Raw genomic sequence first — 13,560 nt, 5'->3', positions numbered from 1 at the left:
GAAATTTATCTATATTTTTAATGCATTAATCAAATCTTTTATCAATTTTTCCTCATCATTTTTTAATTCTTCTAGCCTATCTACAATTTTCAAAATAATATCATTATCTTTTACTAAGCTATATTTAACAAACATATTGCGTATAATTAATGCTCGATCTTCAATTTTCTTTGCATCTTGATATATTTTCGTTTCTATTATTTGATTTTCTAACATAAAGTTAATCCGGGAGGCCATAACCTTTTTATGCTCCCACAAAATATGTGTATTTCTTATATCTATATATACCTCTCCCTGGATTAATGCTTCGAAGTAATTATAAAGTTGCTTATAAGATTCCATACCATAAAATCTTTCCCAGGGTTCCAATAACATACTAAACTTCTCAGAAGTATTTCTCGAATGAAGATAATCTTCCAAAGATTCAATCACTAATTTTTTATTAAATTCATATTCTCCTTCTGGATTAAACTTATATAAGTAAACTTGATTACATTCATTCTCTATATTCTCTAGGTATAAATAGGATTTTCTAAATTCAGAAAAACTTACTTTTGAACTCTTAAAAGAAACATTCTTATTAAACCCTAATACATCAAACGTCTCTGAATTTATGTCATAACCATATACTAATATATCATGAGAAAAATGTCTCTTTTTATAGGTACGTCTATCCGGAATATAATATTCATCTACATTCAAATACACATAATAATTTTCATTCAGGGACTTTATTACAAAATCTATTATGTCCTGATTTGTAAATTTAATTAAATCTCTTTGTAGCTTCTGTACTTTTAACCATGGACAAATAGTATGATCATACATATAAAAACAAAATGGTACCGGTGATTTAAATTCCTTATCAAATGCTACTTGAATGTAATTACTATAGAACCATGGATACGCTTCTTCGTGATTTAAGATAATGGCTAATGGATAGGCGTAAAATTGATATCCATAAACTGGTGGTTTTTCTATTGGCAACTTTTTTTTACCCATTATTTTCTCCTATTCAATTAGTTTTTTTAAAGGGAAAAATTCAGAAATTAGAAACAGTGGTTCTTTTTCACTGTTAATAGTATAGGTTTTCCCTAAAATTTTGTCTTCACACCCTATTTGAAGATGTTTAGCCATCCCCTCTTCTTGATATATATTTACATTTTCAATTTTCCTACTGGTATCTAGCTTATACTTATCTAAAATTTTTCCGATTGGCTCAACCCCTTTTATCAAATCTTCCATAACTTCTTTTTGAAACTTTTCTATAAATACAATAGAAATGGCATATAAGAATATTTCGCCTGTTTCTTCACTTTCTAAAGTTGCTTCTCTAACTAGGAAATAATCAGGTAATTTTGTATTAAATACTTTTAGTATAGGCAGATCTGTATTCTGCCGTATTAAATTCACTTTTATAATAGTATTATGGTATATTTCTAGTAATTCAGTCATCGAAGATTTAGTATATGTCACTAGTCGCCCATAACTACTTAGTTCGTATTCTTTTATATGCACACGGCATTCTCTCCTAATTTTTATTTTTTTGAATTAAATACTTTCCGATTACTAAATAATCCAAATCTATATTTAAAAAGCATTTAATAGCATCATTTGGTGATTCAACTATCGGTTCTCCATTATCATTAAATGAAGTATTCAAAAGAATTGGAATACCTGTTAAATTTTTAAACTCAGAAATTAATTTATGAAAATTCAGATTCATATCCTTTGATACTGTTTGCATTCTTCCAGTCCCATCAATATGAGTAATTGAAGGTACATCCTTTTGTTTAGAATTATGGATTTTCGGAACAAACAACATATAGTAAGAACTTTCTTTCATAGAAAAATATTTATCTTGTTCTTCTTCTAAAACAGCAGGTGCAAATGGTCGAAACGGTTCTCTATGCTTAATTCTTGTATTTATAAGGTCCTTCATATCATTATATCTAGGATCTGCTAATATACTACGATTTCCTAATGCTCTTGGACCTACTTCTGATTTCCCCTGAAACCACCCTATAATATTTTTATCACTAATTAATTTAGCAACCGTTTTATGCAAATTTTTTGGTTCTGATACTATTATTGATTCTTTATATTGTTCTAGAGACTGTTTTATTTCTATTTCAGTGTATTCCTTTCCTAAGTACGGAGAAAAATCTGTTTTAGAGGGATTCCTATGCTTTCCTCCTAAAGCATAATACCCATAAAGGGCCGCTCCAATTCCAGTACCGGTATCACCTGTTGCAGGCATTACAAATACATTTTCAAAAGGAGTATTCTCTAAAACTTTATAGTTTACAACACTATTTAAAGCTACACCTCCAGAAATACATAAGTTTTTTATTTGAGTTTTTTCATATAAATAATTGCAAAGTTTAATTACAATATCCTCAGTATGATATTGAACTGCAAAAGCAAAATCAGCTTTTGCTTGCTCCAATCTCTTAAGCGTTTTCATATTTTCCAATACGTGATTTATGTACTGTTCCATTTCTCTCTGTTGCTCTAAGCTTTGATTGAAATTCCCATTTATATCACAATTATAGAATTTATAAAATTCCTTCACATATTTGTCCGTACCATAAGGAGCTAAGCCCATTGTTTTACCAGGTTCAATATAACCCTGTGAGTTAAATCCTATGCTATTAGTAACTATTCCATAAAAAAATCCTAATGAATTTGTATAAACCTGTTCATAATCCTCACCTACTACTTCGCCTTTAATATCCTTTAAAGTAGAAATCTGAGATCCTTCTCCTAAATAATATGTTATTGTTTCTCCAAATATTTGATTCTTACTATTTATTTGGCTCCCTCCACCATCTAAAACTAAAATAGCTGATTTTTCAAATTTCGATGGATAAAATACACTAGCTGCATGACTAAGATGATGACTAATTAACTTAACTTTTTTTCTATATTTAAGGTAATAACCAGGTGTTAGATAATCATTTGCCACTATTAAATCTACATCATCAATAGAAATTCCTTCCGAATCTAAACAATATTTTGCAGCCTTACACCTCGAAACACGTTCACCTAGCTTATATGCATATTTAACCCGTACTAACCTTTCCTCTTCTACAGCAACCTTAATTTCACTATTATCAACTAAACATGCTGAAAAATCATGTAAAGATCCACCCAATCCTAAAACCTTCATTTTATTTTCCTCCTACTCTCCAGTTCTTCATTACCTAATCATTTTAAAATAGGTTTGTGAACTATTTTTAATGTGTAGCTTTAAAGCATTATTTGAGTTATAAAATTCCTCTAATGATATTTGATTATTTATAAATTTTACAAATAATTTGGGATCTAAGTGCTCAGAATATTTTTCACAGAAATAGTTCATATTTTTAGCCAAATTTTCAATTCTATTTTTACCAACTGGATGTTCCATGTGATAAACTTTAGCGTTTTTCTGATATATGAATCTAGCATTCTGATTATATAAGCGATATCCTAATTCAATATCTTCTCCCCCCCAACCAAGGAACTTTTCATCAAAATAATTTACCTTTTCTAACAACTTTTTACTAACCGAGGCATTTCGTGTTACAAAGCAGGTCCATGCAATATGCCCTCCATTTGGATGCCACCCAAACAATTTAAACGTTTGTTTGGCATAAAAATCTTCTCTAGCTGTTCCATTTAGTTGATTTATATCATTTAATAATGCATTATGTATGATTGTTTCTGTCCTATGAGAAGTTATATTCCCAAAAAATACATTATAACGGTCACCTACAACAACGACTTCATCTTTACTTTCTAAATGCGGTTTTATATGCTCGTATATAAATTGCGATCCAAATAAGATATCATCATCTAAAAAAATGATGATATCTCCTTTTGCCATTTTAATTCCTATATTCCTAGCTTTTGCAATAGATGCAGCTTCTCTTTCTGTATACTGCATATGTAGTTGCCCCTTATACAACTCTATTACTGACGTGTAATCCACAGTAGAACCGTTATTAACAATAACTACTTCAAAAAGAATCCCCCTGGTATTCTGTAGAGAAAGCGATTTCAAAGTATGCTGTATACGTTCGAGCTTGTTTCTTGTGATTAGTACAATGCTAGCAGCGATATTTGCCATGTTAATAAAACTCCTTTTATTTAGTTTCCAGAACTATTGTACGCTTTTAATCCCCTATTCCACACAAAACGTGTAATAATTAAAAGCACTATACTAATCCCAAAAGTAAGTATTCCCAATACAATATCTAATTTTCCAGTAACTATTTTTGCAGCAGGGCTAGCAACTAAAGCAATGGGGAACATATACTTGAAGATCATTCCTATTATGCCTTGATAAATATCATCTGGAAATCTAGCCATTATTATTGTACTTAAAAACATTCCTTCTCTATTTTGAATACTTGGCCACCAAAAAGCTGTAATGGTCCACATAAACCAAATACAGTAGTAAATAATCATTCCTGAAAATAAATAGAGAAAATATCCCAATAAATTAATTGAATTTAAAACATTGGACATTGAATTCATTCCAATAATTACAACTATCATCCCTGGAATTACATTCAATATTTGGGTATAATTCAAAGTTCTAAATGATGCGTAAAATTGAGAATCAATAGGCTTTATCAACAATAAATCCAGTCTTCCATCCATAATGTCATTTTGAAGCATACCCATATTATGTATCATTAAGAACATCATAATTGCATCAATAATCATATATGTCCCTACTAAAATTAACATTTCGGCCCATTGCCATCCCAATATATTTTCTACATTTAAATATATAGCTTTAAAGAATATTAATGGTACACTAATCCAAAGTAATCCTGATACAACCATAGCGAAAAAATTTGCTCGGTATTCTAAATCCTTTTGTAAACTTAATGTAGCTATTTTTTTAAAAACCTTTATTTTATTCATTTTATCCACCTACTTCCACATAATTTTTAACCCCTTTTCTCCAAATTACTCTCCCTAATATGAAAAATAATATTATCCAAATCAGTTGGACTATAAGTCCATGTACTATATAATCTTGACTAGCGGATCCAGTAATTATTTTTAATGGAAAAAATGCTAGATATGGAAAAGGTGTAAAATCTATTACCCTTACTATTGTATGTGGTAACAAATCTAGCGGAAAAAATCCTCCTGACAGTATAGTTATAATTAAATGCTTTACAAATAAAATATTTACCAGGTTATGTGCCCAGAATGCATAGCAGCCAATTATCCATGACAATAGAAACCATAGAGCCGCTGATCCTATAATTGCAATAATAAATATTATTATGGACTTTAAATCTAAAGATATACTAATATATTTTTTTAAAATTAGCATGATTATGGACAAAGGTATACAACCCAAGAAAAACTTTACAAACCTATCACCTATCATTTCAGAAACATAGTAAGCTTGAACATCAATTGGTTTCAATAACAGACTGCTTAATATTCCTTTATTTATTTTCTCATTCAAATCCCAATCTACCTGATACCAAATTAAATAGTTTATTATTCGAGCACCAATAAAATAAGTTATTAATTGATTAAGTGAATAATTAGCTACTGTATCTCCGTTTGCATAAATAGCTTTCCACATCAAAAACATTGCAACTGTGGGTAAAAAAGCTTCTAAAATCATATAGAATACCCCAAAACGATATTCTATTCCTCTAAGCCAACTTGTTTGTGCAATTTTAAAATAAGCATTTATTGGTATAGCTTTTTTCATGTGATTAACCCCTAATTAGCTGTTTGTTGGATTTTGAGTAAATTTTCTCTATTACGCCTTCTATTGAGATATTCTCTACTGTTAAGTCCTCTATAGGAAAAGAATTTAATAAAATTGTAGCTACATTTTTCATTTCATTTTTATTCACACATAATACCATTTTGTTTTGCTCTTGCAATGTAACTTTTGCTCCTAATCGTTCAATTTGTGATGAGGATATTTTTTCTTTAAAACTAACAGATATATACTTATTAACATCAAAATCTTTCATTATATCTGCTGTTAAACCGTTATATACTAAATTCCCTTTATTTAATATCATTAACTTCTCACAAAGATCTTGTATATCATCTAAATAATGACTTGTTAGCAGAATTGTAGCATTATAACGTTGATTATATTCTTTGAGAAAACCCCTAATTTTTTTTTGAGCAAACAAATCTAACCCTATAGTTGGTTCATCTAAAAACAGAACTTTAGGAGCATGAAGAAGAGCTGCAATCATTTCCATTTTCATTCTTTCACCAAGAGATAATTTTCTTGTTTGAACTTTGAGCAAATGCTCAACTTCTAATAAACCAGATAATTCTTCAAGCCGATTTTTATAATCCTTACTTGATATAGAATATAATTCCTTATTAAGTTCAAAAGTTTCCAATGGAGGTAAATCCCAAATTAGTTGTCCTCGATTTCCCATCATAATCGATATTTGTCTTCGATGTTCCAAACTTCTCTTCCACGGTACACATCCCATTATTTCAACTTCACCATGGGAGGGCGTTAAAATTCCCGTTAAGATTTTTAGAGTTGTAGTTTTACCTGCTCCATTAGGACCAATAAAACCAGCAAAATCTCCTTGTTTTAATTTAAAACTTAAATCATTAACCGCTATTTTCTGCTCGTACTTTCTATTTACCATAGATTTAATAGAACCAAGAAACCCAGGCTCCTTTCGATGAAAGCGATATTCTTTCTGAAGATTATTTACTTTTATTGAATACACACCTTTTCCTCCCCCCATAGTTCTTCTTATTATTTATTTAACTTTTCTATAATATAAGTAGTTAAAGATTCAACTGTGCTAACAAGATCGACACTAAGTTCTTCATCTGGAATTTCTATTTCAAATGTTTGTTCTATTTTCAATAAAATTTCTAAAACCATTATTGAATCTATATTATAATAATCAATTAAATTGCTATCGTTAGGGATTTCATTTGGTGAAATATTAGTTTCGGTTCCTTCTGTTACACCCTCAGCAATGATGTTTTTTAATACCTTTTGAATGTTTTCCATCTCAACATGTGTGTTCATTTTTATTAACCCCTTTTTTGTCTTTTATTTTTTATAATTAGATTATAAATTCTCTTTCAACGCTTGCCTTTTCACCTTACCTGTTGAAGTCTGCTCAAGTTTTTCTTGAAAAAATATCTTTCTAGGTACCTTATATGCTGATAAATACCTTCTGCAATGGGATAATATTTCTTCTTGCTTAGAAGGATGATTTAAAACTATATGGGCGACTGGTATTTCTCCTCTAATTGAATCTTCTTGTCCCACTACTACTGCTTCTTTAACAGCAGGATGAGTTTGAATAACCTCTTCAACTTCTAAAGGATTTACCTTCTTTCCGGATACATTAATAGTGAGTTTTTGCTTCCCATATATATAAAGATGACACTTTTCATCTAATATCCCTAAATCTCCAGTCTTAAAATACTCTTTTTTATCGATAATGGAATCCAAATTACCTTCACCATCTAGATAACCCATTGTCATACTTTTATTTTTGATCAGTATTTCGAAAATTTGTAACCCTTTTGATTCCACAGGATCTGAATAATTTAGTAATACACTTGTATCCGATATTACTTTTCCAACAGATGGTTGATTATATAGTTTATTTTCATACTTTTCATGTAAGATTGAAATGGCACCTGTTTCTGTCATACCGTATACATTGTTTAAATTTAATCCAATTAATTCCTCACACTTTGTTAACACTTCTTGGTTTAATATCCCTCCTGCGGTAAGAGCGTATCTCAAGTTTGTTAACTTACTTTTACAATGGCTTGCTAACATCTCATAATGAACTGGAAGTGCAATTAAAATTTCAATTTCCCTTTCTAAAATTACCTTCTCAATCTTTGTTGCGAGAGTTAACGCGGGTAAATAAGTTATTGTTACACCCGAAATTAATGGTGCAATAAACCCAAAAGCAAAACCATACGCATGGAATATTGGTGCAATAGACAGTATTCTTTCTTCTTCTTTTAAATCTAATGTTTTTTTAAGTTGTAAACCTTCATTTAATAATCGTTTCTCTGATTTCAAAACAGCTTTTGGAATATTGGTGGATCCCGATGATAAAAAGATAACTAAGTTCCCTTCATCAACACTTTTGTTCTTCTTAAAGAACAAATTTTGTGTTCTTAAATTAAATAGTCTTATTGGCTTCTCAAACTCCATTTTTTCTTCAATTACCATATCATCTTCTATATCTATTAGTTTTTTTGTATCTGTTATTAAAATACTTGGCTTATACATGTTGATAACAGTTTGAAATTCTTCACTTTTTGTATAAGGATCCAATAGTATAATTGGAATTTTCAAAGAACATAATGAAACGAAAAGTATTGAGAATCTATATGAATCTTTTAAACATAATCCTACTAATTTACTTTGAGATAACCCAATCTTAATAATCGTACTACGGCATTTTTCAATTTCTTCTATATACTCTTTGTAACTAACCTCTTTTTCGTCTCTTATAAAAGCGATGTGTTCTGGATTGTTCTTCTTGATCTGATTGTATATCACTAAAAACCCCTCATATCTTTGAAGTTATTCTATTTTTCAAATCCATTGGCGTACTAGCGGTAACTACCTCGTATGATTTATTCATTGAAAAATTTTCAGTAAACCAATCTACTTTGATTGTATAAACATCTACTTTCTTACCTATATCCAAATCACTCTCTGTATCCCCAATAAATATACTTTCTTCTTTTTTTGCCTCCAACATCTCTATTGCTAAAGCTAATCCATCTGGATTGGGTTTACTTGGTATATTATCACTAGAAGTAATAATTACATCGAAATATTTAATTAAATCGGTATATTTAAGTAGTGCGTAAGTCGTTTCTCTTGATCTGCCCGTAAAAATCCCTAGTTTCATTTTCCTATCTTTTAGGTACTCCAACATATTGTGTATATCAATTGGAGGTATTAAAAATAATTCACACAAATTATCTAGGAAATACTTATTATAAAATTTTAATGCTCTTTCTTTATTTTCTTCTCCTACTAAACAACCAAGTGTAGCCTCTTCTGTAGGCATAGCATATCTTTTGATTAGAAGTGTACTACAAGTTTTATTCATAACCCTTGAATAAGCATATTTACAACTTTCCAAATGAATTTTCCAACTATTAACCAACGTTCCATCTAAATCAAATATGACTGTGGATACTTTATTAATCATTAATGTTCAGTACTCCCCCAGTTTAAATTTCGATCAATATGTTCAATATTCATATCGATATATGGTCCAGTCTGACAGCTTACTTTGCAGGCTATTTCTACTAATGAAGTTGCAATTGCCGCTCCCGAAGCCATTCCTAATCTCATCTGTAAATCAAGTAATGGTGACAACCCCATCTTTTCCAGTAAGAATTTATGCCCAGGTTCAGAAGAGACATGGGACGCAATAAGATAATTAGATATATCTGGACATAATAATTGCGCAATACTAGCCGCAGCTGTAGTTATAAATCCATCAATAATTATAGGTATTTTCCGTGCTGCTGCTCCCAGAATTAGCCCTACTACCCCAGCTATTTCCAGTCCACCAATAGAACTAATTATACGAAGAGGATCATCAGTGACCTTGAGATTATGATAATCTATACTCTTTTTTACAATTTCAGTTTTATATTTAACCTTTTCGCACGATATACCCGTTCCTTTTCCTACAACATCATTTGGTGAGATATTACAAACAACTGAAGTTATAGCGCTAGCGGCTGTGGTATTTCCAATACCAATTTCCCCAACTGCTATAATATTTGAATTTTGATTTTTTTCAGTCTCTAGTACTTTAGCACCTTTTAATATAGCCTCTATTGTTTCAGATATACTCATTGCCACTGTATTCGTCATATCATTCGTTCCTTCCTTAACCTTCCAGTTAAGAAAATTATCTGAATCAATACATTCTTTCAAACCCAAATCAACTAAAGTAATATCTGCCCCAACCTGCTTAGCAATTACATTAATAGGTGCTAAACCATCGGCTATCGTTTTGAATACCTTACTCGTAACATTTGATTTAAATAATGATACATGCTTTGATGCTATACCATGGTCACCTGCAAAAATAACAATACTTTTTTTGAAATCATCTATCTGAGTTATTCCTCGTACACCTGCAATCTGATAGGCTATCTTATCTAACGCCCCTAAACTTTTTAATGGCTTTGCTATTCGCATTTGGCTAATGTGAAATTTTCTTTCGGCATATTTATCGATAGGTGTTATCTTATCAATAAGTTCTTTTAATGATTGAATATTCTCTTTCATTCAGAACACCCCGCAATTTTATCTGTGTTCTTATGGAGTTTCTCCTCTATTAATTCTGATACACCATTAATAAAATGTTGATTAATGAAATACCTTGATACTCTTTCTCTAGCCGCGTTTGCTAAACTATCACCTAATTCTTGATTATTTAACAATCTTTCAATCTTATAGGCAATTTCATTTTCATCTAACTCACGTATACCATACTTATCTTCGTTTACAGTTAATTTCAAAGCTTCTTTGTTATCACGTAATAACTCATTTAACGAATCAACCGAAGAGGCTATTATAGGCTTACCTACAGCCATAAATTCAGCAGCAACATAACAAAACGACTCCCATAATGAAGGTACTACACATATATCTGCTACATGAAAGTATTCAATTGCCTCCTCTCGTGTTATATCACCTAAGAAAATTACTGAATCGCTTACATTTAACTTTTTAGTTAGTTCCTTGAGATATTCTAGCTCTGGTCCAACACCAATAATTCCGAGCTTAACTTTTGGGTAATTTCTCCAAACTTTTGCAAATCCTTTAATTAAATAATCAAATCCTTTCACTGGTACTAATCTACCGCAACCTAAAATTATAATTTCTTCCTCTTTTGCTAGAACGCTTCTTCTTCGTCTATAATTTACATTTTCTTTTCTTGCAAGTTCATCTGGATAAATTCCTAAATGAATTACGCTTGTTTTATCTCTCGATAAATCCTCATACTGCTTATGTATACTTTCGGATAACGCATTACTAATAAACACAGTATGGGTAGAGTGCATTAATGCTTTTCTCTCCAATTCAAGAATTAACTCTTTTCTAGCTTCAACATTATTTGAAACTCGATGAACCCCATTTCTATCGTAAGGAACCATCTTTGAAAAATCTTGTAAAAGGATATTAATGAGTGGGCATCCAAACTGTTTTGCTAAAATAGAAGCTTCAGGAAAACAAAACAAGTCCGGAAAAATAATTATTGATGGTGCACCAAACTTATTTACGAAATGATTTACACCCTTCATTAATCTTCTATGAGAAACAAGAGAATTGTCACTTATACCAGCTTCTTCTTTATATAAAGATTTATTGCTAATTCGATATATATTAACATCATTAATTACTTCTGTTACTAAAATTTCCTCTATATTATTTGTAATTACTCCTACTTTATATCCTGATTTTGCTAGACCTTCAGCCAATGATCTGGCTACTGTACTTGTTCCGCCAATTGTATTAGGCGGATACTCACGCGAAAAAATTAATACTTTCAAGGTTTCACTTCCCTTTCTTTATGTATTTTCATATATGCCTGAATTTGTTCTAACGTGAAATGATAAGCATCCTTACCTTCTTCAAAATTTTTATACCAGTTTACTGTTTCACTAACTGTACGATTAAAATCCCATTTTGAATTCCACTTTAATTGATAAACAGCTTTTTCAGAATTAACACTTAGACTATTAGATTCATAAAAATTTTCATTATAATTTTCGGAGTTATAGGACCCGTTCCCCCAATTATCAATAAACGTTTCTACTAATCTTTGTACTGGTAAAATGGAAGTATTAGTTGGCCCAAAGTTCCAACTTCCACTATACTTTTTAGGGTTGTGAAACAAATTTATACTTAGTAGCAAATAACCATACAATACGTCAAGTACATGCTGCCAAGGTCTAAAAGCATAGGGCTTTCTTAATTCAATTACTTTTTTCGCTGAAAGAGCTCTAACACAGTCAGGTATAATTCGCCCCTCCGCCCAATCTCCTCCACCAATTACATTTCCTGTTCTCGCACTCGCTAAACCAATTTTACTGTCCTCAGAAAAATAAGCATCTATATATGCAGTAAATATTAGCTCTGCAGCTGCTTTAGAAACGCTATAAGGATCTCCTCCTCCTAATTCATCATTTTCCCTATACCCCCATAACCATTCTTTATTTTTATAGCACTTATCAGACGTAACATATACTACCGACTTAACCGACTTATTGTGACGAACAACTTCTAACAAATTCACTGAACCAATTACATTAACATCAAAAGTGCGTTTGGGTTCTGTATACGAAACTCCTACAAGTGGTTGAGCAGCCAGATGAAAAACAAATTCTGGATTTTGTTTTCTGAAAACTTCTTTTAGATGTTCTAAATCTAGTATGTCTCCATCAATATGTAAAATCCTTTCCTCTAAACCTAATATATTGTAAAGACAATCTTTTTTATCAGGAGGTAGTGAATATCCGACAACATCTGCACCTAACATATCTAACCACATACAAAGCCATGCACCTTTAAATCCTGTATCCCCAGTAACAAGTACCTTTTTCCCTTTAAATATAGACAAGTCTTTAGTTAATTCCATAATTTCCAAGGTGCCTCCATATTTTCATACATTTGATTTAAAGTTAATTGATCTTTATATGTATCCATACTTCCCCAAAAATCACTATGGTTATATACCATCATTTGTTTATTTCCCATTAATTTTTGTAGCGGTTCTTTTTCAAATACTAATTCTTTATCATTGTCTAGATATTCAAAAATCCCTCTGTTACAAATGAAATATCCACCAGAAATTTTTGCATCAGCAACTTGAGGTTTTTCTTGAAACTCTGTTACATGCCCCTCACTGTCACATTGCAACTCCCCATACTGCCCTGTTCTTGAAATACCTGTAACAGTTAGTATTTTTCCATGTGAATGATGAAAGTCCAATTGACGATTAATATTAAGATTACAAACTCCATCTCCATAAGTAAGCATAAAGGTTGAATCATCTCCAATATACTTTTGAATTTGTTTAATACGACTCCCTGTCATTGAATCTAAACCTGTTTCTACCATCGTAATTTTCCAATCTTCCTCACTCAATCTATTATGGTATTGAATATCATTGGGCTGATTAAGAGAAATTGAAAAATCACTATTGATTAACTTATAATTCATGAAATACTCTTTTATTTTCCACCCTTGATAACCTAAACATAAAATAAATTCATTATGTCCCCATGAAGAATAGTATTTCATAATGTGCCATAATATTGGCTTGTCCCCTATCGTAATCATCGGTTTAGGAATATTATCTTTATGCGATTGCATTCTCGTTCCAAAACCACCACAAAGAATAACTACTTTCACCTATCTCATCCTTTCGTATGTATTTTACTAAGCAAATATTTTATTGATTCTTAAAATTCGAACCAGAAAAGAAAACGTTTGCACAGTTATGGATTATAAACCTATTACTATAA

General features: G+C 30.8%; 14 protein-coding genes. All 14 read right to left on the bottom strand.

Annotated elements, in window-relative coordinates; translation table 11 throughout:
• Positions 1-9: 9 nt before the first annotated feature.
• Genes BCG9842_RS09130 through rfbF form a run of 14 tightly spaced genes read right to left on the bottom strand, consistent with a single transcriptional unit; the run spans position 10 to position 13,447 of the window.
• Positions 10-1,002 (bottom strand): hypothetical protein, encoded by a 993-nt coding sequence (locus BCG9842_RS09130; protein WP_000516762.1) that lies wholly within the window; start codon positions 1,000-1,002, stop codon positions 10-12.
• Between the two features lie 9 nt (positions 1,003-1,011).
• Positions 1,012-1,518 carry a chorismate--pyruvate lyase family protein gene (locus BCG9842_RS09125; protein ID WP_000547679.1) on the bottom strand — a complete coding sequence of 169 codons (507 nt, stop codon included), beginning with the start codon at positions 1,516-1,518 and terminating at the stop codon, positions 1,012-1,014.
• A 13-nt stretch (positions 1,519-1,531) separates the two neighbouring features.
• Positions 1,532-3,172 carry a carbamoyltransferase family protein gene (locus BCG9842_RS09120; RefSeq protein WP_000865920.1) on the bottom strand — a complete coding sequence of 547 codons (1,641 nt, stop codon included), beginning with the start codon at positions 3,170-3,172 and terminating at the stop codon, positions 1,532-1,534.
• 30 nt (positions 3,173-3,202) lie between these two features.
• Positions 3,203-4,114, bottom strand: coding sequence for a glycosyltransferase family 2 protein (locus tag BCG9842_RS09115; protein ID WP_001273689.1), 912 nt, complete (start codon positions 4,112-4,114; stop codon positions 3,203-3,205).
• A 20-nt stretch (positions 4,115-4,134) separates the two neighbouring features.
• Entirely contained in the window at positions 4,135-4,920 is a 786-nt protein-coding gene (locus BCG9842_RS09110; protein WP_001033633.1) for an ABC transporter permease, read from the bottom strand.
• A 1-nt stretch (position 4,921) separates the two neighbouring features.
• A complete protein-coding gene (locus BCG9842_RS09105; RefSeq protein WP_000709301.1) occupies positions 4,922-5,734 on the bottom strand; it encodes an ABC transporter permease in 813 nt (270 codons plus the stop codon).
• A gap of 4 nt (positions 5,735-5,738) precedes the next feature.
• Positions 5,739-6,737, bottom strand: a complete 999-nt coding sequence (locus BCG9842_RS09100) for an ABC transporter ATP-binding protein (protein ID WP_000286890.1) — start codon at positions 6,735-6,737, stop codon at positions 5,739-5,741.
• 29 nt (positions 6,738-6,766) lie between these two features.
• Positions 6,767-7,048 carry an acyl carrier protein gene (locus BCG9842_RS09095; RefSeq protein WP_001091896.1) on the bottom strand — a complete coding sequence of 94 codons (282 nt, stop codon included), beginning with the start codon at positions 7,046-7,048 and terminating at the stop codon, positions 6,767-6,769.
• 42 nt (positions 7,049-7,090) lie between these two features.
• Positions 7,091-8,554, bottom strand: coding sequence for a class I adenylate-forming enzyme family protein (locus BCG9842_RS09090; protein ID WP_000639966.1), 1,464 nt, complete (start codon positions 8,552-8,554; stop codon positions 7,091-7,093).
• Between the two features lie 10 nt (positions 8,555-8,564).
• Positions 8,565-9,218, bottom strand: coding sequence for an HAD family hydrolase (locus BCG9842_RS09085; protein ID WP_000608988.1), 654 nt, complete (start codon positions 9,216-9,218; stop codon positions 8,565-8,567).
• The gene (gene cobT / locus BCG9842_RS09080) at positions 9,218-10,315 is read right to left on the bottom strand and encodes a nicotinate-nucleotide--dimethylbenzimidazole phosphoribosyltransferase (RefSeq protein ID WP_000662058.1); all 1,098 of its coding nucleotides are present in this window, start codon (positions 10,313-10,315) and stop codon (positions 9,218-9,220) included. The genes BCG9842_RS09085 and cobT overlap by 1 nt, the downstream gene beginning before the upstream one ends.
• Positions 10,312-11,583, bottom strand: a complete 1,272-nt coding sequence (locus BCG9842_RS09075) for a glycosyltransferase family 4 protein (protein WP_000866035.1) — start codon at positions 11,581-11,583, stop codon at positions 10,312-10,314. The genes cobT and BCG9842_RS09075 overlap by 4 nt, the downstream gene beginning before the upstream one ends.
• Entirely contained in the window at positions 11,580-12,671 is a 1,092-nt protein-coding gene (gene rfbG / locus BCG9842_RS09070) for a CDP-glucose 4,6-dehydratase (protein WP_041488150.1), read from the bottom strand. The genes BCG9842_RS09075 and rfbG overlap by 4 nt, the downstream gene beginning before the upstream one ends.
• A complete protein-coding gene (rfbF, locus tag BCG9842_RS09065) occupies positions 12,662-13,447 on the bottom strand; it encodes a glucose-1-phosphate cytidylyltransferase (protein ID WP_000869622.1) in 786 nt (261 codons plus the stop codon). Before rfbF ends, rfbG begins: the two co-directional genes overlap by 10 nt.
• Positions 13,448-13,560 lie beyond the last annotated feature (113 nt).

Source organism: Bacillus cereus G9842, assembly GCF_000021305.1.
Classification (GTDB): Bacteria; Bacillota; Bacilli; order Bacillales; family Bacillaceae_G; genus Bacillus_A; species Bacillus_A thuringiensis_S.
This window is presented reverse-complemented; position numbering and strand designations above follow the sequence as displayed.

Bases quoted from the DNA above. Each gene is read 5' to 3' on its own strand.
- BCG9842_RS09130 (WP_000516762.1), bottom strand. From the start codon at position 1,002: ATGGGTAAAAAAAAGTTGCCAATAGAAAAACCACCAGTTTATGGATAT.
- BCG9842_RS09120 (WP_000865920.1), bottom strand. From the start codon at position 3,172: ATGAAGGTTTTAGGATTGGGTGGATCTTTACATGATTTTTCAGCATGT.
- BCG9842_RS09115 (WP_001273689.1), bottom strand. From the start codon at position 4,114: ATGGCAAATATCGCTGCTAGCATTGTACTAATCACAAGAAACAAGCTC.
- BCG9842_RS09110 (WP_001033633.1), bottom strand. From the start codon at position 4,920: ATGAATAAAATAAAGGTTTTTAAAAAAATAGCTACATTAAGTTTACAA.
- BCG9842_RS09105 (WP_000709301.1), bottom strand. From the start codon at position 5,734: ATGAAAAAAGCTATACCAATAAATGCTTATTTTAAAATTGCACAAACA.
- BCG9842_RS09095 (WP_001091896.1), bottom strand. From the start codon at position 7,048: ATGAACACACATGTTGAGATGGAAAACATTCAAAAGGTATTAAAAAAC.
- BCG9842_RS09085 (WP_000608988.1), bottom strand. From the start codon at position 9,218: ATGATTAATAAAGTATCCACAGTCATATTTGATTTAGATGGAACGTTG.
- cobT (WP_000662058.1), bottom strand. From the start codon at position 10,315: ATGAAAGAGAATATTCAATCATTAAAAGAACTTATTGATAAGATAACA.
- rfbG (WP_041488150.1), bottom strand. From the start codon at position 12,671: ATGGAATTAACTAAAGACTTGTCTATATTTAAAGGGAAAAAGGTACTT.